The sequence below is a fragment of the Agrobacterium sp. H141 genome (genome assembly GCF_057158725.1).
This window is the reverse complement of record NZ_CM169893.1, coordinates 3934601-3950595: the sequence shown is the minus strand read 5'-3', so window position 1 is coordinate 3950595 and position 15995 is coordinate 3934601. Positions and strand designations below refer to the sequence as shown.

Sequence of the window (15995 nt, the reverse complement as noted above, 5' to 3'; positions counted from 1 at the left end):
AGGAGCCTGACCCGCTTGAACGCACAAGAATTGGTTTCTTCCACTGCGCGCAATCCTAAAACAGCTGCGTCCGACGCCAATCACTTTATACTAACGTTCGAGAATAATCGGTTTGCCAGCGAGCTATTCGGGCAATTCGATCAGAACCTGAAATTGCTGGAAGAGCGCCTGCATGTCGATGCGCGAGCGCGGGGAAACTCGGTTTCCATCTCCGGCGATTTGGTGGCCACCAATCAGGCAAGGCGAGCGCTGGATTTTCTCTACGCAAGGCTGCAAAGCGGCAGCTCCGTTGAAACTTCAGATGTTGAAGGTGCCATCCGCATGGCCGTCGCGGCTGACGATCAGTTGAGCCTTCCCACGATGGAGCGCAAGGCCAAGCTTTCGATGGCTCAGATTTCAACACGCAAGAAGACGATCGCTGCCCGCACACCGACGCAGGATTCCTACATGCGCGCGCTTGAGCGAGCTGAGCTGGTCTTTGGTGTTGGCCCTGCCGGTACGGGCAAGACCTACCTGGCTGTGGCTCATGCCTGCCAACTTCTGGAGCGCGGTCTGATCGACCGGATCATCCTGTCGCGACCGGCAGTGGAAGCTGGCGAGCGGCTCGGCTTCCTTCCCGGCGACATGAAGGAAAAGGTCGACCCTTATCTACGTCCGCTTTACGACGCCCTCTATGACATGATGCCCGGCGACAAGGTCGAGCGTGCCATGACAGCCGGTGTGATCGAAATTGCCCCACTTGCCTTCATGCGTGGACGTACGCTGGCCAATGCGGTGGTCATCCTTGACGAGGCGCAGAACACTACATCCATGCAGATGAAGATGTTTCTGACGCGGCTTGGAGAAAACGGGCGCATGATCGTCACTGGCGATCCAAGTCAGGTGGATCTGCCGCGGGGTGTGAAGTCTGGCCTCGTGGAAGCGCTGCAGATCCTGAAAGAAGTCGAAGGCGTGTCGGTGATCCGCTTTAAGGATGTCGATGTCGTACGCCACCCGCTGGTGGGGCGTATCGTACGCGCCTACGATGCCCAATATGCGGTTCCGGATGAAAGTGAGCAGACCGGCCGGTAGTCGGTCGCACCTGGTATGCAAGATCTGGACCTGCAACTTTCCGTGGAAACGGATAATTGGCCTTCGGAAGAAGAGTTGAGTGTATTGAGTGCCCGCGTTCTGGGGGCGGCAAGCCATTATCTCGTCGAAAAAGAAGGCCAGCCTTTCCCCGATATCGAGCCGGAACTGTCGCTCGTCTTTACCGATGACGCGTCAATCCGGGAGATCAACGCGGAGTGGCGCGGACAGGACAAGCCGACCAATGTCCTGTCCTTTCCAGCGTTCCCCCTCAAACCGGGCGGGAAGCCTGGGCCAATGTTGGGTGATATAGTGCTTGCCAGGGAAACACTTGAGCGTGAGGCTCTGGAGCTTGGCAAGAGCGTCGAAGAGCATCTGACGCATCTTTTGGTACACGGATTTCTTCACCTTTTCGGCTATGATCATATGAATGTGAGAGAAGCTGAAATAATGGAGGGCCTTGAGACTCGCATTTTGGCTTCACTTGGCCTATCTGATCCCTATGCGGGCCAGGACCCGGTTTGACAGCTTGGAATTATGAACGACTATTCGACTAGAGCGGCCGCGCAGGCCAACGAACAGCAAGAGGGTTCCTCTTCAGAAGAGGGACCGAGTCCTGTAAGGCCCGAAACTGCGGGCCGGGCACACAACTCCCTTTGGGCACGCATGGCGCGACGGCTAAGGCCATACCAGGGCGCGAACCTCCGCGAAAACCTGACGGACGCCTTGCGAGTCGACGGCGACCACAACCAGTCCTTTTCGCCCGAAGAACGGGCAATGCTCCACAACATCCTTCGCTTTCGCGAAGTGCGTGTCGAAGATGTCATGGTGCCGCGCGCGGATATTGAAGCAGTGGACCAGAATATCACCATCGGCGAGTTGATGAAGATATTCGAGGAGTCTGGACGCTCGCGCATGCCGGTTTTCTGCGACATGCTCGACGACCCACGCGGCATGGTCCACATCCGCGATCTGCTTTCCTATGTGACCAAGCAAGCGCGCAACAAGCGCCGCAATGGCAAGGCTGCTGCCCAGCCACCTGCAGAAAAGGTGGAAAAGACGGTTCGCTCGGCCAAGACGAGCTTTGATCTCGGCCGTGTCGATCTGGACAAGACCGTTGCCGAAGCAGGCATTGTTCGCTCCATCCTCTTCGTTCCCCCGTCAATGCATGCATCGGATCTGTTGAAGCGTATGCAGGCCGCGCGAACGCAAATGGCCTTGGTGATCGATGAATATGGCGGCACCGATGGCCTCGTCTCCCACGAAGATATTGTTGAAATGGTCGTCGGAGACATCGATGACGAGCACGACGATGACGAAGTCATGTTCACCCGCGTTGCAGAAGATGTCGTGGTGGCCGATGCACGTGCGGAACTTGAAGATATTGCCAAGGCGATAGGGTCTGATTTCGATATCCGCGAGCAAGTTGAGGACGTCGATACACTCGGCGGTTTGATCTTCTCCGCACTGGGGCGAATTCCTGTGCGCGGCGAAGTGGTGCAGGCTCTGCCAGGGTTCGAATTCCATATTCTCGATGCCGATCCGCGACGGATCAAGCGCATTCGCATTATCCGCAAGCGCCCGTCGCTGGCGCGTCGTCGGGTGGCCAAGGACGAGCCGGAAACGAAAGTTGCTGCAAAGCAAGTGACCGGGAAGACTGAACTTGTGCCTGTCATGGTTGAGTCTCCGCCTGGTGCCACCAAAGCGCCGGCATCAGGCGGCTAATCACCTCAGGCTTATTTTGCCAAGCGTACCCAATTGGCTCTGCCTCGCGGGACAAGGTGGTCTTTTTTTGAAAGACTGCGGCTGAATTGATTCGCACCTTGACGTGAAGGGAGAGGGCATGGTTCGGCTGGCGGGCAGCGTCATGCTACTATGGGGCTGGAAGCGCGCTGTCTTGGCTATTGTGGCAGGCGCGGTAGCGGCGCTTGCGCTTCCCCCTGTCGGCTTTGTCGCGGCTCTTTTCGTATCCTTCACGCTTCTGATCTGGCTTCTGGATGGCGCAACCGGAGGTCCGGATGGTGGCAGCTTCAGTGGTTTCGGCACCTCTTTCTTTATCGGCTGGTGCTTCGGGTTTGGTTATTTCGTTGCCGGTCTCTGGTGGCTTGGTGGCGCATTGCTGGTCGAGGCTGACGAATTCGCCTGGGCTTTGCCCCTGGCCGTGCTGGGGCTTCCGGCGGTTCTTGCGCTCTTTTACGGGCTGGCTGCATTTTTGGCGAAGATACTGTGGTCAGATGGGTGGGGTCGTCTTGCAGCCCTTGCTGCTGGATTTGGTGTTGTCGAATGGCTGCGCGGTTTCGTCGCAACCGGCTTTCCATGGAATGCGATCGGTTATGGGGCGATGCCCGTTCCCCTGATGATGCAATCGGCCCATCTCGTCGGCATCTATGGCGTTTCGGCAATCGCAGTGTTTGTCTTCTCGGCGCCGGCCCTTATAGCAACGCGCCGCGGCATGCGCACAGGTTTGACGTTGGCTGCGCTGCTGGCCTGTGCGCATCTGGGCTATGGCGCCTATCGCCTCTATGGCCCTCAGCCGTCGCAGGAGGGTGTGCAGAAGGTAACAATGCGCCTCGTTCAGCCGAATCTCGATCAATCAGAAAAGATGGACAACGCCGCGCGCGATGCGATTTTTGAAGACCTTCTTCGCTTGACCGCATTGCCACCCGAAGAGGGCATGCCCACACCCGACATTGTCGTCTGGCCTGAGACTTCCATTCCCTTTATCTTGACAGAAAACCCGGACGCTTTCGGTCGCATAGCTGGCGTTTTGCAAAAGGGACAAATCCTCATCGCTGGTGCTGTAAGGTCGGAGGACGCAGCCGCCGGACAAGCACCGCGTTACTACAACTCGGTCTATGTCATCGACGATGGCGGCCAGATTCTGGGGGCCTCCGACAAGGTGCACCTCACACCTTTCGGTGAATATGTTCCATTCGAAAGTATGCTCAGGCGCATTGGTATCGAGAGCCTCATCAGCCTGCCGGGCGGGTTCTCCGCTGCTGCAAACCGCACGATGCTGGAACTGCCCAGTGGCTTAAAGTTCTATCCGTTGATCTGCTACGAAGTGATCTTCCCGCAGGAGATGAAGGCGGGTTGGCAGCATGCAAATGCCGTCCTCAACATCACCAATGATGCCTGGTTTGGCATAACGCCCGGTCCTTACCAGCACCTTCAACAAGCGCGCCTAAGGGCAGTCGAAAACGGGATCCCTGTCATAAGGGATGCCAATAGCGGAATTTCTGCCTTCATTGACGCGTATGGACGCATCAAAGTTGGTGCGCCAATATCAAAAAAAGTAATTGTAGATGCAACGATGAGTTTGCTAAATGTATACGAGTTAAGCAATTTTGGGAGAAAAAGAAACTTCTGGTTGATCGTCTTGTCATTTATATTGCTGGCAGCAATTTCGCGTAAAAGTTTTATAAAACGGATCAATTGACCAAAAACCCCTAAAATTGCATAGTGGCGGCGCCAAATACTGTAAGTATGCTTTCGGTCCTTCGTAGGCGTTTCAACGCCTCGCAATTGGCTCTTGAGCGAACCCGGTTGAAGGCGCAAATCTTCAATTACCTGTCAGGGTCTAATCATGATCGAAAATAAGAAGAAACCGAACCCGATTGATATTCATGTCGGAAGTCGGATTCGCCTACGTCGTACAATGCTCGGTATGAGTCAGGAAAAGCTGGGTGAAAGCCTCGGAATTACTTTCCAGCAAATCCAGAAATATGAAAAGGGGACTAACCGGGTCGGCGCAAGCCGTCTGCAGAATATTTCCAATATTCTCAACGTCCCAGTGTCATTCTTCTTTGAAGATGCTCCTGGCGATCATACGTCCGGCGCAGCCGGAATGGCTGAAGCGTCAAGCTCCAACTATGTCGTAGACTTTCTGTCCTCCTCGGAAGGTCTTCAATTGAACCGTGCATTTGTAAAAATCGCGGATCCCAAGGTTCGACGTCGTCTTGTCGATCTTGTCAAAGCACTTGCCGCTGAAGCGGATAGCGAGTGATCTTTTGAGATCATCTAAAAAAGAAGCGGCGTCACAGCCGCTTTTTTTATGCCGCATTGCAAGATGGAATTTGTAGACATAAAGATATATTTATGTCGTTGTGCGCTTGTTTTTCAGTGACGAACTGACTAACAAAGGCCAGATCACGTCTATGAGGGAATCCCGCATGCGCGCCAATTATCTCTTCACAAGCGAGTCCGTATCCGAAGGACACCCGGATAAGGTCTGTGACCGTATATCAGACGAGATCGTCGATCTGGTCTACCGCGAAGCAGCGAAAACGGGCATCGACCCCTGGAAGGTGCGTATTGCCTGCGAAACGCTTGCAACCACCAATCGTGTTGTGATCGCCGGTGAAGTGCGACTTCCTCCAAGTCTGATGAAGACCGACAAAAATGGCAAAGAGGTAATTAATCCTTCGCGCTTCAAGTCGGTAGCGCGCAGAGCAATTCGCGATATTGGCTATGAGCAGGACGGCTTCCATTGGAAGTCTGCAAAGATCGATGTTCTCCTGCATTCGCAGTCTGCAGATATTGCGCAGGGCGTGGACAACGCCAGCGATCAGCAGGGCGAAGAGGGCGCAGGCGACCAGGGCATCATGTTCGGTTACGCCTGCAACGAAACGCCGGACCTCATGCCGGCACCGATCTATTACGCACACAAGATACTCCAGCTCTTGTCCGACGCCCGCCGTAAGGGTGAGGGCGATGTCGGTCGTCTGGGGCCAGATGCCAAGAGCCAGGTGACGGTTCGCTACGTTGATGGAAAGCCCGCAGCGGTCACCTCTATCGTTCTGTCGACCCAGCATTTCGACGAGACCTGGGATTCGAGGAAAGTCCGCGCGGTTGTCGAACCCTATATCCGCGAAGCGATCGGCGAGTTGCCGATCGACGCGGAATGCAACTGGTACATTAATCCGACTGGCAAATTTGTCATAGGCGGACCTGACGGCGATGCTGGTTTGACCGGCCGCAAGATTATCGTCGACACATATGGGGGCGCGGCACCGCACGGCGGCGGTGCATTCTCAGGCAAGGACACCACCAAGGTCGACCGTTCTGCGGCCTATGCAGCACGATATCTTGCCAAAAATGTTGTGGCAGCAGGACTTGCAGAGCGTTGCACCATCCAGCTTTCCTACGCCATTGGCGTAGCACAGCCGCTGTCGGTCTATGTTGACCTGCATGGCACAGGTAAGGTGACGGAAGAACAGGTCGAAGCCGCTGTTCGTGACACCATGGACCTGTCGCCGACCGGTATCCGCCGGCACCTCAATCTCAACAAGCCTATTTATGCCAAGACTGCTGCTTACGGGCACTTTGGGCGCAAGGCTGGCCGCGACGGTTCGTTCTCCTGGGAACGTCTCGATCTTGTCAAGCCGCTGAAAGAAGCGATCAAGGCGTGAGCGAGACGGGCGACCAGTCGGGACGCCGCTCGCGGGCCACCGAGGCATTCTACGGTCGGCGCAAGGGCAAGCCCCTGCGGGATCTCCAGGTTGATCGCATGGAGCATGTCCTCCCTGCGCTCAAGATTGATCTCGGCACGGCTGCACCGGAAGAGCTTCGGGAACTTTTCCCCATCCCGGTCAAAAATACTCGCCTGGAAATCGGTTTTGGCGGCGGTGAGCATCTCGTTCATCGCGCCTCAGAGCTTACGTCTACGGGATTCGTCGGCGTTGAGCCCTTCGTCAATTCGATGGCCAAGCTGCTTGCGAGTGTCGAGGAAAAAGGTCTGCGCAATATCCGCGTCTATGACGACGATGCGACCCAGCTTCTCGATTGGCTACCGGCGAATTCCATCGATCATATAGACCTGCTCTATCCGGATCCCTGGCCTAAGCGCAAACACTGGAAACGCAGGTTCGTGAGCCAGGTCAATCTCACGCGGTTCCACCGTGTTCTGAAGCGTGACGGTTTGTTCTGCTTCGCGTCCGACATCGATACATACGTCAACTGGACGCTGCTGATGTGCCGCGATCACGGTGGGTTCGAATGGCTGGCGGACACGTCTGCAGATTGGTTGACGCCCTATGAGGGCTGGCCGAGCACACGTTACGAAGCCAAGGCTAAGCGCGAAGGTCGTAGCTCCGCCTATCTGACATTCAAGAAACTGGTATAAGTTGGGCACAACGAGTGCCAGCCGAGGCCGCTTTTGCGTGCATCGACTCGTGCGCTCAAGCGCAGACTTACATACGCCGGAAATTCTACCGGCGCATGGTCTGTGTCCGCTAATTGGCTAGTGCAGGCTAACCGTACGAAGCTCGTCTTCGGCAGCCTTGTAGAAAGTGCTGGATCGGTTGTCCGTCAGCAGGATCGGCGTACCATCGGCGCCGAAGAGGGCCCATAGATCAAGGCTTGGATCAATGTCCGGCGCTTCGGGGAAGCAGCGCGAAACTTCTTCAGATCGCATTTTGCGGATATAGCCGATTTCACCTGAGCCTAGATGCGCCAGTTCGGATTGCGTCAGCCCAGTGGTAGTTTCTCTCAGTAACATTCCGATCCTCCACGGTTTCGGGAGCAACGGCGCACATGGCCGTTCACCCTATTGTGGGATCGAAATGTTAATTTTTCTCACCTCTTGCTGCGGGTTCGGGCGGATCAGATCAATTTTCAGCAAGCCATTGTGAAGACTGGCTTTGAGTACATCCATGCCATCGGCTAGCATAAAACTTCGCTGGAACTGGCGGGCGGCTATTCCGCGGAAAAGATAATCTGCGTCCGGGCGCTCGGATTGACGACCCCGAACGAGCAATGTGCTGGCCTCCAGCATGACTTCGAGTTCACTTTCCTCGAATCCCGCAACGGCCAGGGTGATTCTCAGTCTCTCCTGCCCGTCAGCGCCAGTTCTGCGAACGCGCTCGATGTTATAGGGCGGATAGCCGTCATTGTGCCGGGCAATCTTGGCCAGAACCGTTTCGCTCACTTCGAAACCCAGAAGCAGAGAGCTGGTTAGCGGTTTTATGCGGCTCATTGACTCTCCCTTTGGCCCGGGTTCCTCTACCGGCAGCTTTCGCTTATTCCGCAATGCATATGGTACCTGCCTGCTTTCCATGCAAGTCGGTGCGGCTTGACTTTCGCCAGGCGCAATGATCATCAGTCACAGCTTTTTTTGTTTGCAGATAGTTGGATGATGATGCCCAGGAAAATCATAATCGACACCGACCCAGGTCAGGATGATGCAGCAGCACTGATGCTGGCCTTCGCTAGTCCGCAGGAGTTGGAGGTCCTGGGCGTATGCACCGTTGCCGGCAATGTGCCGCTTGCGCAGACAAGCCGCAATGCGCGGGTCGTGTGTGAGCTCTTCGGTCGTTCCGACATTCCAGTTTACGAAGGCGCAAGTCAGCCGATGCAGCGCAAGCTGGTGACAGCGGAGCATGTCCACGGCAAGACCGGACTGGATGGCGCCGATCTGCCTGAGCCGACGATGCCAGTCCAGTCCCAGCATGCTGTCGACTTCATCATAGAGACCATCCGTCGGGAAGCTGATGGCGAGGTCACGGTCTGCACTTTGGGCGCCCTGACAAATATCGCGACGGCGCTTGTAAAAGCGCCCGACATCGCGCCGAAAATTCGCGAACTGGTCATGATGGGGGGTGGCTTTTTCGAGGGCGGCAATATCACCCCGGCCGCAGAATTTAATATCTATGTCGACCCGCATGCGGCAGAGATTGTATTCCGCTCCGGCGTTCCGATTGTTATGATGCCGCTCGACGTTACGCATCAGCTATTGACCACCAAGGCGCGTGTCGCCCGCATCGCAGAGCTAGGAACCCGTCAGTCCGATGTGATGGTGGGATGGCTTCAGTTCTTCGAACGCTTCGACGAGGAAAAATATGGTTCCGACGGTGGCCCGCTGCATGATCCGTCCGTTATCGCCTATCTTCTGAAGCCGGAGCTCTTCCAGGGGCGAGAGTGCAATGTCGAAATCGAAACGCAGTCAGAGCTGACGGTCGGCATGACGGTGGTCGACTGGTGGCGCGTATCGGGGCGCAAGCCCAACGCCACAGTCATGCGCCATGTGGACGCCGATGGCTTCTTTGACCTTTTGATCGAACGCGTCGCACGGTTCTAAGGCACCCATGGATTGACGGAGAAGTTGGAGAAGGCCGCAGGCGATCCGCCGCGGTCTTCAAACGTCAAAGATTCCGGTTAACCTCCGCGGCCAATGGAATTGATGGCTGGGCGCCTTGGCTGAGGCAGGCGAGGGAACCTGCCACGGCTGCGCGACGCAGAGCTGTGCCGAAGTCGAGACCCTGATCGAGACCAGCGGCAAAGTACCCGCAGAAGGTGTCTCCAGCGCCAACTGTATCGATGGGATTGATCTTCAGCCCTTTGGTCTCGTGCAAGGATCCATCCCGTGCGGCGATCACGCCCTCTGCACCCAGGGTCACAATCACCGTTTGCCCGGTCTCGCTATGAATCCGCATCAGTGCCTGTTTGCGTTCGTCCGCATTCATGCCTTCCTGACCGGCCAGTCTTTCGAACTCTGTTTCGTTGGCAATCACGATATCGGCCATACGACCGAGCTCAGCGGCTTCGCCGATCAAGGGCGCAATATTGATCACCGTCGTCACACCCCGTCCTCGTGCCAACGACAAGGCTTTTTTGACGGCTGGTACAGGGATTTCCAGTTGCAGCATCAGCGTGTCACTTGGGGCCATGGATGAGACCAGCTTTACGGCATCGTCTTCTGTCAATGTGCCATTTGCTCCGGCAACGACGGCAATCATGTTCTCGCCATCGCCGCCAACAAGGATCAATGCGGTTCCGGTGGCCGTGTCGGCTCGTGCAATACTGGTAAGATCGGTTCCAGCATCCAGCAGTTCTGCCAGAGCCGGCTCTGCGAATTCATCCTTGCCGACGGCGCCAACCATCTTAACCGTAGCGCCCGCACGCGTCGCCGCCAGTGCCTGATTTGCACCTTTGCCCCCGGCTGCCGTGGCAAAACTGTTGCCGGCCACGGTCTCACCAGGTTTCGGCAGACGTTCAGTCGTGGCGACAAGGTCCATATTGATGGAGCCAAAAACGGTGATCATGTTGATTGGTCCTCGTGACGATAAGCGGGCTTTGTGCCGCTCAGACTAATCTTCGTCAACCACCCTGAGCTTCAGCAACCCAGTTCTGCTTTCAACGGCTGCGGACGAAGGGCTGTGCGGCTGGGCTGTGGCAGTGCCACCCGTATGTTCGAATTCCAGCGCCTCGATCTTCGCTCCGCGTTTTGCAATTTTGTCCGACGATGTCAGGATCATCTCCACATCTTTCTGTGCCGAGAGAAAATGGCTTTGCAGCTTTCGTGTTCTGTCATCCAGCCGCGACAGATCGTCCATCAGGCTGACGACTTCGCCTTGGATGACATGTGCCTGTTCGCGCATGCGCTGGTCTTTGAGGACAGCCTGGATAACCTGGATCGACAACATCAGAAGCGATGGGGATACGATCACGACGCGTGAACGATGCGCCTTCTGCACCACGCTTTCAAAATTCTCGTGGATCTCGGCGAAAATCGACTCCGATGGCACGAACATGAAGGCCATTTCCTGGGTCTCGCCTGCAATCAGGTATTTTTCGGAAATATCTTTGATGTGCACCTCAAGGTCGCGCTTGAACTGCTGGCTGGCTGTCTTCTTGCCCTCCGGCGATTCCGTATCGCGAATGGCATTCCAGGCCTCCAGCGGAAATTTGGCATCGACAACCAAGGGCGGGGCATCGTTCGGCATCCGGATCGTACAGTCGGGCCGCGAGCTGTTGGATAGCGTTGTCTGGAATTCATAAGCGCCTATGGGCAAGCCATCGGCAACAATCGTCTCCATGCGCGATTGGCCAAAAGCGCCGCGGGTTTGTTTGTTGGACAGGATCGCCTGAAGGCTGACAACGTCCTTTGCCAGTGCCTGGATATTGTTCTGCGCAGCATCGATGGAGGTCAGCCGTTCTTGCAGGCTTCTCAGGTTTTCATGGGTAGATTTCGTCTGTTCGGCAATCGACGATCCCAGTCGATGGGACATTCCATCAAGACGTTCGTTCATGGATTGGTTGAATTCGGCCTGACGATTGCTGAAAACATCGGTCATCGCTGCAATTCGGCCCTGCATTTCCGACTGCAGCCTGAACAGTTCGGCCATACGTTTCTCAGCAATGAAATCCCGGGTGGCCGCAGCCTCTTCCACCGCCCGCGCCCGTGATGCGGTGCTCCGGCGGCCGATCAGCACTGCAATGACGGTCACTGCGATCAGCAGGCAGATTGCAACTAACGCAAAAGCCCCGGCTGAAAGAGATAAATCTCCGATGAGGAGTACCGGTTGTTCAGAATGGAAGGATATCTGGTTCATGTCGCAAAGCCTATCAGATTTTGACAAAGAGAATAGATCAAAACAAGAACAAAAATTGGCTTAATGCTTCTAAGTCAGCAACGAATTGACGACCGGCCCGCCGGCCCGCCTGCAGTCCAGCCGGAATTTTGACGCCGTTTACGCATCGTTCAGGCTTTTGAGGGATTTACTGAATTCTGCCGTGGCAATTAACCGTGCCGCATTCTCCCATTGCCTCAGAGAAGTTTCTTCATGTCTAAAGATATCGATAGCGCCCTCGCGGAACGTCTCGCATTTATGAATTTGGATCGGGAGAGCTCGAAGCGCCTAGCTGAACTTCGCCCAACGCTGGACGAGGTCATGGGACCGGCCTTGGACGAATTCTACGCCAAGATTGCAGTCCACCCCAAACTTGCTCATTTCTTCCGTGACAAGAGCCACATGGCCGGCGCCAAAAAGGCCCAGGTCGGTCATTGGAGCAAACTTGCGCGCGGGACATTCGACAAGGAATTTGTTGATGGTGTGACGGCAATTGGCCGCACACATGCCCGCATCGGCCTCGAGCCAAAGTGGTATATCGGCGGTTATTCTCTGTTGATGAGCAGGCTGATCGAAGGTGTTTTAAAGAAACACTGGCCTTTCCCCTTCGGCAAGCAATATGCCGCATCGCTCAGCGACAAACTCAGCGTCGTGGTCAAGGCCGCCATGCTCGACATGGATTATGCAATCTCGGTCTATATCGATGCGCTCGATGAGCAGCGTCTGAAACTCGAGGAAGAGCGTGCTCGCGTGGAGGAAGACCAGAAGGTCGCTATGGAACACCTGCGCCGGGGACTGGAGGCGCTGGCCCGCGGTGATTTTGAAGCCAAGATGCCGGCCAACATGCCCGGGAATTTCCAGCAAATGGGCGATGATTACAATCGCACGGTTGAAGGCCTGAACAAATTCTTTGCCGCCATTCGGAACTCGTCGGAAGAAATCCTCGACGGTACCGAGGCGATTTCGGGTGCTGCCGATGAACTGGCGCAGCGAACATCGGCACAGGCCTCCGGCTTGCAAGAGAGTTCAACTGCTCTTCAGCAGCTTGCGGTCAGCGTCAGCCAGACGGCGTCCAATGCGGAGCGGGCTTCAACCACAGTGAGCGATACTCAAAACCGTGCGCGCTCATCCGGGGAGGTTGTCACCAAGGCTGTGTCTGCAATGGCGGAGATTGAAAAGTCTTCGAGCGAGATCTCCAAGATCATCGGCGTGATCGATGAAATCGCCTTCCAAACCAATCTTCTGGCCCTGAATGCAGGGGTGGAAGCGGCGCGTGCCGGCGATGCCGGCAAGGGCTTCGCGGTTGTGGCGCAGGAAGTCCGCCATCTTGCGCAACGAAGCGCCGACGCGGCCAAGGAAATCAAGGGCCTCATCACCCAGAGTTCGAACCAGGTGAATGAAGGCGTCGGCCTTGTCAGTGAAACGGGTGCCGCCCTTTCGGATATCATCGAGCGAATCAATTCGGTCAATACGATTGTCTCCGAGATAGCGACTGCCGCCAAGGATCAGTCGACGGCGCTAAGTGATGTCAACGAGGCAACGCGCACCATCGATACGCTCACGCACAAGAATTCGGCGATGGTCGAGCAGACCTCGGAGGAAACCCGCCGCCTGCGCAATGAGGTGGCTGGTCTGGTCGCACTTCTCGGCAATCTGCGTACTGGCTCTGAGAAAAGTTCAAACGCGTCCGCGTCGACAGTGCAGCGCCACGCTGCCTGATTGGGGTTATTCAGCACCGGAGTGGTTTGTGCCGCTTCGGTGTTTTCTCTTTCCTTCCCCCGGAAAGATGCGTTATGGGAAAACTATGACGATCAAGCCTCTTATCATCCTGCCCGATCCCATTCTCCGCCAGAGCTCTCAGCCGGTGGAGAGGTTCGATTCCGACCTTCATAAACTGGCCGACGACATGCTCGACACCATGTACGAGGCGCCAGGTATAGGCCTTGCGGCGATCCAGATCGGTGTAGCTCGCCGTCTTCTGGTCATCGATATCAGCAAGGAAGATGAAGACCGCCAGCCGCTGGTCTTCATCAATCCCGAGATTATCACGTCCTCGGATGAGCGCTCGACCTATGAAGAGGGTTGCCTCTCCATTCCGGATTATTATGCGGAAGTGGAGCGTCCGGCTGCCGTGACGGTCAAGTCGCTCGACAGGGATGGGCGCGAACAGATGACCGAGGCCGACGGATTGCTCGCGACCTGCCTGCAGCACGAAATCGATCACCTGAATGGTGTTCTTTTCATTGATCACATTTCGCGGTTGAAGCGGGAAATGGTGATCAAGAGGTTCACGAAATCCGCCAAGACACGGGCGATCTGAACCGATCGTCAGACTGTAAGGGGCAGGATTTCCCCTCTCGATCCGATTGTAGAAGCGACGGAACGCACATGGCTTTGCGCATCATCTTCATGGGAACCCCTGATTTTTCGGTTCCGACACTGAGAGCGCTGGCAGATGCCGGCCATGAGGTTGTCGCTGTCTATTCGCAGCCACCGCGCCCGGGCGGACGCCGTGGCCTCGACCTCAAGAAATCTCCAGTCCATCAGGCAGCTGAAGAGCTTGGTATCGAGGTATTCACGCCGCTTAATTTCAAGAGTGATGAAGACCGCCAGATTTTCAGCAGCCATAACGCAGATGTTGCCGTCGTCGTTGCCTACGGACTGCTATTGCCAGAGGAGGTGCTCAACGCGCCACGTCTCGGTTGCTACAACGGTCACGCTTCACTTCTGCCGCGTTGGCGCGGAGCGGCCCCCATTCAGCGCGCCATTATGGCGGGTGATCCGCAGACCGGCATGAATATCATGCAGATGGAGAAGGGCCTCGACACCGGCCCCGTAGCGCTCGTCCGTAAAGTGACGATCGGCGCGGATATGACCGCAGGCGAATTGCACGATGAATTGAGTGACATTGGTGCCAAGGCCATGGTGGATGCCATGGCATTGCTGGAGACCGGCGATCTAGAGCTGACGGCTCAGCCGGAAGATGGTGTCGTCTATGCCTCAAAGATCGACAAGGCGGAAACCCGTATCGATTTTGACCGTCCGTCAACCGACGTACACAATCACATTCGCGGCCTAGCGCCGTTTCCAGGTGCCTGGTTCGAGTTGCAGATCAACGGCAAGCCCGAGCGCGTGAAGGTTCTGGGTACGTCTCTTGCCCAAGGGGAGGGAAGGCCAGGTGACGTGCTGGACGATGCCCTGACCGTTGCTTGCGCGCGCGGCGCTGTCCGGTTGACGCGCCTGCAAAAGGCTGGCGGCAAGGCGCTGATCGCTGAGGATTTCCTGCGCGGGACAGCCATTCCGGCTGGCACGAGGCTCTCCTGATGCCACGCTTCCGTATGACGGTCGAATATGACGGTACGCCCTATGTCGGTTGGCAACGGCAAGACAATGGTCGTTCCGCGCAAGGCGCTCTGGAAACGGCCGTTCTTTCCCTGACGGGAGAAACCGTCTCTGTGAGGGGGGCAGGTCGTACCGATTCCGGCGTCCACGCGGTTGGACAGGTTGCCCATGTGGATTTGACCCGAGACTGGCAGCCGCACAAATTGCGCAATGCCTTGAACGCTCATCTGGCAACAGCTGGCGATTCTGTGTCCGTTCTGGATGTGATGGCCGTCGAAGATGGTTTCGATGCCCGATTTTCAGCGCTCAAACGGCACTATCTCTACCGCATAGTCAACCGCCCGTCGCGCCTGGCTCTCGAGGCAACGCGGGCCTGGTGGGTGAAGAAGGATCTCGATCACGACGCGATGCATAAAGCGGCACAGCAACTCGTCGGGCATCACGATTTTACCACCTTCCGCTCTGTGCACTGCCAGGCCCACAGCCCCGTTCGCACGCTGGATCGGCTTGATGTTGCTCGCAATGGCGAACTGATCGAGATCCGTGCATCGGCTCAGAGCTTTCTGCACAATCAGATCCGCTCCTTCGCCGGCACATTGAAACTCGCGGGCGAGGGAAAAATGTCCGTGGACGATGTCCGGGCTGCCCTCGAGGCACGCGATCGAAAGGCCTGCGGTCCGGTTGCGCCACCCACAGGCCTGTACTTCATGAAGGTCGACTATCCAGGCGATCCATGACCGTCGGAAGGGCAGGGCTCTGCCTTGCCAAATGCGTTGTGAGTTAATATCAATAGTTCTGGAATTGAAGAAGTGTTGGCAAGGAGCGCGCCGTGACGATCACCATCTATCACAACCCTGATTGTGGCACCTCGCGAAACACTTTGGCGATGATCCGGCAAGCTGGCGAAGAGCCAGTCATTATCGAGTATCTGAAGACACCTCCAAACCGCGAAAAGCTGATCTCGCTGATGGCAGCGATGGGCGCGACGCCGCGTGACCTCTTGCGACAGAAGGGAACGCCCTATGATGAGCTTGGCCTCGTTGACAAATCACTGTCGGATGAGAGCCTGATCGACGCGATGATGGCGCATCCAATCCTGATCAACAGGCCGATTGTTGAAACGCAAAAGGGAACGCGCCTTTGCCGCCCGTCCGAACTGGTTCTGGAAATACTGCCGAACGCAGATATTGGTGCATTCACGAAGGAAGACGGCGAAGTCGTCAAGGCGTCCTGAAT

Annotated in this window: 17 protein-coding genes; 13 read left to right on the top strand and 4 right to left on the bottom strand. The window is 56.3% G+C overall.

Features of this window, described 5'->3' with window-relative positions; translation table 11 throughout:
• Positions 1-15 precede the first annotated feature (15 nt).
• The 7 genes from ACWPM9_RS18580 to trmB all read left to right on the top strand — a co-directional run bounded on the left by ACWPM9_RS18580 (position 16) and on the right by trmB (position 7192).
• On the top strand, positions 16-1071 hold the full coding sequence (locus ACWPM9_RS18580) for a PhoH family protein (RefSeq protein WP_428186124.1): 1056 nt from the start codon (positions 16-18) through the stop codon (positions 1069-1071).
• Between the two features lie 15 nt (positions 1072-1086).
• Complete coding sequence (ybeY, locus tag ACWPM9_RS18575; protein ID WP_428186123.1) at positions 1087-1593, top strand: rRNA maturation RNase YbeY; 507 nt, start codon at positions 1087-1089, stop codon at positions 1591-1593.
• Positions 1594-1605: 12 nt separating this feature from the next.
• A complete protein-coding gene (locus ACWPM9_RS18570; RefSeq protein WP_484756099.1) occupies positions 1606-2793 on the top strand; it encodes a transporter associated domain-containing protein in 1188 nt (395 codons plus the stop codon).
• 118 nt (positions 2794-2911) lie between these two features.
• Positions 2912-4507 (top strand): apolipoprotein N-acyltransferase, encoded by a 1596-nt coding sequence (lnt, locus tag ACWPM9_RS18565; protein WP_484756098.1) that lies wholly within the window; start codon positions 2912-2914, stop codon positions 4505-4507.
• Between the two features lie 147 nt (positions 4508-4654).
• The gene (locus ACWPM9_RS18560; protein WP_428186120.1) at positions 4655-5074 is read left to right on the top strand and encodes a helix-turn-helix domain-containing protein; all 420 of its coding nucleotides are present in this window, start codon (positions 4655-4657) and stop codon (positions 5072-5074) included.
• A 166-nt stretch (positions 5075-5240) separates the two neighbouring features.
• Positions 5241-6479 carry a methionine adenosyltransferase gene (gene metK / locus ACWPM9_RS18555; protein ID WP_484756097.1) on the top strand — a complete coding sequence of 413 codons (1239 nt, stop codon included), beginning with the start codon at positions 5241-5243 and terminating at the stop codon, positions 6477-6479.
• Positions 6476-7192 (top strand): tRNA (guanine(46)-N(7))-methyltransferase TrmB, encoded by a 717-nt coding sequence (gene trmB / locus ACWPM9_RS18550; RefSeq protein WP_484756096.1) that lies wholly within the window; start codon positions 6476-6478, stop codon positions 7190-7192. The genes metK and trmB overlap by 4 nt, the downstream gene beginning before the upstream one ends.
• A 117-nt stretch (positions 7193-7309) precedes the next feature.
• Here the strand turns inward: trmB and ACWPM9_RS18545 are convergent, their stop codons facing one another.
• Both ACWPM9_RS18545 and ACWPM9_RS18540 read right to left on the bottom strand, forming a co-directional pair.
• Positions 7310-7567, bottom strand: coding sequence for a BQ00720 family protein (locus ACWPM9_RS18545; RefSeq protein WP_428186117.1), 258 nt, complete (start codon positions 7565-7567; stop codon positions 7310-7312).
• A 48-nt stretch (positions 7568-7615) separates the two neighbouring features.
• Positions 7616-8044, bottom strand: a complete 429-nt coding sequence (locus ACWPM9_RS18540; RefSeq protein WP_484756095.1) for an Hsp20 family protein — start codon at positions 8042-8044, stop codon at positions 7616-7618.
• Positions 8045-8200: 156 nt separating this feature from the next.
• On the opposite strand from ACWPM9_RS18540, the gene ACWPM9_RS18535 reads away from it, so the two are divergent.
• Entirely contained in the window at positions 8201-9145 is a 945-nt protein-coding gene (locus tag ACWPM9_RS18535; protein ID WP_428186115.1) for a nucleoside hydrolase, read from the top strand.
• A gap of 64 nt (positions 9146-9209) precedes the next feature.
• Here the strand turns inward: ACWPM9_RS18535 and ACWPM9_RS18530 are convergent, their stop codons facing one another.
• Both ACWPM9_RS18530 and ACWPM9_RS18525 read right to left on the bottom strand, forming a co-directional pair.
• Complete coding sequence (locus ACWPM9_RS18530; RefSeq protein WP_484756094.1) at positions 9210-10109, bottom strand: ribokinase; 900 nt, start codon at positions 10107-10109, stop codon at positions 9210-9212.
• A gap of 45 nt (positions 10110-10154) precedes the next feature.
• Entirely contained in the window at positions 10155-11399 is a 1245-nt protein-coding gene (locus ACWPM9_RS18525; protein ID WP_484756093.1) for a DNA recombination protein RmuC, read from the bottom strand.
• 231 nt (positions 11400-11630) lie between these two features.
• Between ACWPM9_RS18525 and ACWPM9_RS18520 the strand changes: the two genes are divergently transcribed.
• From ACWPM9_RS18520 to arsC, 5 genes are all read left to right on the top strand, one after another.
• Entirely contained in the window at positions 11631-13136 is a 1506-nt protein-coding gene (locus ACWPM9_RS18520) for a methyl-accepting chemotaxis protein (protein ID WP_428186112.1), read from the top strand.
• An 85-nt stretch (positions 13137-13221) separates the two neighbouring features.
• A complete protein-coding gene (gene def / locus ACWPM9_RS18515) occupies positions 13222-13737 on the top strand; it encodes a peptide deformylase (RefSeq protein ID WP_428186111.1) in 516 nt (171 codons plus the stop codon).
• A 68-nt stretch (positions 13738-13805) separates the two neighbouring features.
• Entirely contained in the window at positions 13806-14741 is a 936-nt protein-coding gene (fmt, locus tag ACWPM9_RS18510; RefSeq protein ID WP_484756092.1) for a methionyl-tRNA formyltransferase, read from the top strand.
• Positions 14741-15496 (top strand): tRNA pseudouridine(38-40) synthase TruA, encoded by a 756-nt coding sequence (gene truA / locus ACWPM9_RS18505; RefSeq protein ID WP_484756091.1) that lies wholly within the window; start codon positions 14741-14743, stop codon positions 15494-15496. The genes fmt and truA overlap by 1 nt, the downstream gene beginning before the upstream one ends.
• Positions 15497-15588: 92 nt before the next feature.
• Positions 15589-15993, top strand: coding sequence for an arsenate reductase (glutaredoxin) (gene arsC, locus ACWPM9_RS18500; protein WP_484756090.1), 405 nt, complete (start codon positions 15589-15591; stop codon positions 15991-15993).
• The last annotated feature ends 2 nt before the right edge of the window (positions 15994-15995 follow it).

What these genes read in the sequence shown, in the direction of transcription:
- def (WP_428186111.1), top strand. Translation starts at nt 13,222, where the DNA reads ATGACGATCAAGCCTCTTATCATCCTGCCCGATCCCATTCTCCGCCAG.
- ACWPM9_RS18530 (WP_484756094.1), bottom strand. Translation starts at nt 10,109, where the DNA reads ATGATCACCGTTTTTGGCTCCATCAATATGGACCTTGTCGCCACGACT.
- ACWPM9_RS18545 (WP_428186117.1), bottom strand. Translation starts at nt 7,567, where the DNA reads ATGTTACTGAGAGAAACTACCACTGGGCTGACGCAATCCGAACTGGCG.
- metK (WP_484756097.1), top strand. Translation starts at nt 5,241, where the DNA reads ATGCGCGCCAATTATCTCTTCACAAGCGAGTCCGTATCCGAAGGACAC.
- ACWPM9_RS18525 (WP_484756093.1), bottom strand. Translation starts at nt 11,399, where the DNA reads ATGAACCAGATATCCTTCCATTCTGAACAACCGGTACTCCTCATCGGA.
- fmt (WP_484756092.1), top strand. Translation starts at nt 13,806, where the DNA reads ATGGCTTTGCGCATCATCTTCATGGGAACCCCTGATTTTTCGGTTCCG.
- ACWPM9_RS18540 (WP_484756095.1), bottom strand. Translation starts at nt 8,044, where the DNA reads ATGAGCCGCATAAAACCGCTAACCAGCTCTCTGCTTCTGGGTTTCGAA.
- ACWPM9_RS18560 (WP_428186120.1), top strand. Translation starts at nt 4,655, where the DNA reads ATGATCGAAAATAAGAAGAAACCGAACCCGATTGATATTCATGTCGGA.
- truA (WP_484756091.1), top strand. Translation starts at nt 14,741, where the DNA reads ATGCCACGCTTCCGTATGACGGTCGAATATGACGGTACGCCCTATGTC.
- ACWPM9_RS18535 (WP_428186115.1), top strand. Translation starts at nt 8,201, where the DNA reads ATGATGATGCCCAGGAAAATCATAATCGACACCGACCCAGGTCAGGAT.
- ACWPM9_RS18520 (WP_428186112.1), top strand. Translation starts at nt 11,631, where the DNA reads ATGTCTAAAGATATCGATAGCGCCCTCGCGGAACGTCTCGCATTTATG.
- ACWPM9_RS18570 (WP_484756099.1), top strand. Translation starts at nt 1,606, where the DNA reads ATGAACGACTATTCGACTAGAGCGGCCGCGCAGGCCAACGAACAGCAA.
- ybeY (WP_428186123.1), top strand. Translation starts at nt 1,087, where the DNA reads ATGCAAGATCTGGACCTGCAACTTTCCGTGGAAACGGATAATTGGCCT.
- lnt (WP_484756098.1), top strand. Translation starts at nt 2,912, where the DNA reads ATGGTTCGGCTGGCGGGCAGCGTCATGCTACTATGGGGCTGGAAGCGC.